The sequence below is a fragment of the Synergistaceae bacterium genome (genome assembly GCA_017444345.1).
In the GTDB taxonomy this organism is placed as follows: Bacteria; Synergistota; Synergistia; order Synergistales; family Aminobacteriaceae; genus JAFUXM01.
In genome coordinates this window covers 1-2,136 of record JAFSWW010000004.1, presented here as the reverse complement: position 1 = coordinate 2,136, position 2,136 = coordinate 1, and the positions used below count along the sequence as shown (strand labels likewise).

The window sequence follows — 2,136 nt, the reverse complement described above, 5'->3', positions numbered from 1 at the left end:
CTCTCATGACTTGAACAACTCCTCAAGACCGCCGGCAAGTTCTCTATCAAGTTCCATAATCTCCGACATAATTTCATGTGAAGGCTTTGGAGCTTCATACTTGTAAAAATATCTCGTGAATGGAATCTCGTAGCCGACTTTAGATTTATTTCTATCAATCCACGAATCAGGAGCAAACGGCAGAACTTCACGCGCAAAATATTCGTCAATATCCTCTTTCAGCGGTACATTTTCGGAGTCTCGGCGCATGGGGTCAGGTTGTTTCCTGCCATTCTTCAAAATTGGTCTGCCGTTATCATCGAGTAAAGGACGCTCAATAATAATTTTTGTGTAGCCGAAATCTTCATTATCGAAAATTTTGCTAATATCGCTGGTGATGAACTCTCCGTATAATCTTGTAATTTCTGTTATTGCACTGTCTGGGATGTCATTACGTTTATTGCCGAGAGATTTGCGCCTTTTTTCGTAGAGTCCGTTAGCGTTAATGAGCTGGATTTTTCCTTCTCGTTTAGTGCCTGCTTTCTTGCTGCTCAATATCCAAATGTAAGTGGCAATCCCTGTGTTATAAAAAATGTCGTTTGGCAAAGCAATAATAGCTTCAAGTAAATCACTCTCTATAATGTGTCTGCGAATCTCAGAAGGTCCGCTCCCTGCATCACCAGTAAAAAGCGGCGACCCGTTGTGAATAATAGCGATTCTGCTGCCGCCTTCAGTAACGTTTTTCATTTTTGCTATAGCTGTCATCAAGAATAATAATTGACTGTCGCTTGATGCCGGCAGACCATAACCGAATCGGCCTGCGAAACCTTGTTTAACTTCTTTGTCGATGCTGCCTTTCTCGTTTTTCCATTCACGCCCGAACGGAGGATTTGAGAGAATATAATGGAACGTCTGACTCTGAAATTTGTCTTGCGATAAAGTACTGCCTAATTGAATATAATCTGCGTTATTACCTTTTATGAGCATATCGGCTTTACATATTGCAAAAGTCTGCTCGTTGACTTCCTGACCGAAAGCTATAATTTGCGTTGAAGAATTTAATTTGTGTAAATATTCTTCAGCGACGGACAACATGCCGCCAGTACCGCAAGCAGGGTCATAAATTGTTCTGACGACGTTATCTCTTGAGAGCAGCGCGTTATCATCACACATAACAAGATTGACCATGAGTCTAATTACTTCACGGGGCGTGTAGTGCTGTCCTGCGTCCTCGTTATAAGACTCAGAGAAGCGCCTTATAATTTCCTCGAAAATGTAGCCCATGTCGCGATTATCGATTATATCAGGGTGTAAATTAGATTTCTTAAATTCTTGAATGACGCTGAATAAAAGATTATTGACGGCCATTTTTGAAATATGAGACTCAAAATTGAATTTGTCGATAATTTCTCTGACGTTCTCGGAAAAACTGTTAATATAATCTCTGAAATTTGCTTCTATGTTGTCTGGGTCGTCAGTGAGGGTCTGAAATGTAAATTTGCTGATGTTGTAGAAATCTTTTTTTGCTGCACGAGTCAGAAATAAATTTTTTGTCGGTTTATCTTTGACTTTCTCATATTCAGCGAGAACGGCATTTTTTGTATCGGCCAAGACGCAGTCAAACCGGCGAATAACGGTCATAGGGAGTATAACTTCTCCGTATTCATGAGGCTTATAATATCCAGTTAATTTGTCAGCAATAGCCCATATTAGAGCGGCTTTCTCGTTTATGTTAGTATTAGAGCTCATTGTTTGTTATGATTCCCATTATAGTAAGTGTTTAGATTCTGCATTAAATAAATGTGCCTCCAGATTAAAAATTTTAAGTGAGTCAATTATAACCTGTTTTCATGAAGATATTGCGGGAAAAGATTTTATCATGTGCGGGAGTTATTGCGATAAAGTGAAAAAATTTATCGCGAAAAAATTATGTCATTACGAAAAAATTTTTATTTGTGAGTCTTTGTGAGTGCGGGAAAATTTTTATATTTTTGTATTGGTAAAAGTATTAGTAAAAAATTGCAGCTCCCCTGATAAATTTTTCAAGAGAACTGCACGCGAATATTATATAACATAATGGCGAAAAATTTTGCATGAACGCGACTCCAGACTATTAACGGGCGGGCGGGTGGGACTAACCAATTAAAACGCGACTCT

1 protein-coding gene is annotated in these 2,136 nt (G+C 38.8%); it reads right to left on the bottom strand.

The genetic code is table 11. The features are described from left to right. Positions 1-3: 3 nt before the first annotated feature. A complete protein-coding gene (locus IJS99_00145; protein ID MBQ7560229.1) occupies positions 4-1,728 on the bottom strand; it encodes an SAM-dependent DNA methyltransferase in 1,725 nt (574 codons plus the stop codon). Positions 1,729-2,136 lie beyond the last annotated feature (408 nt).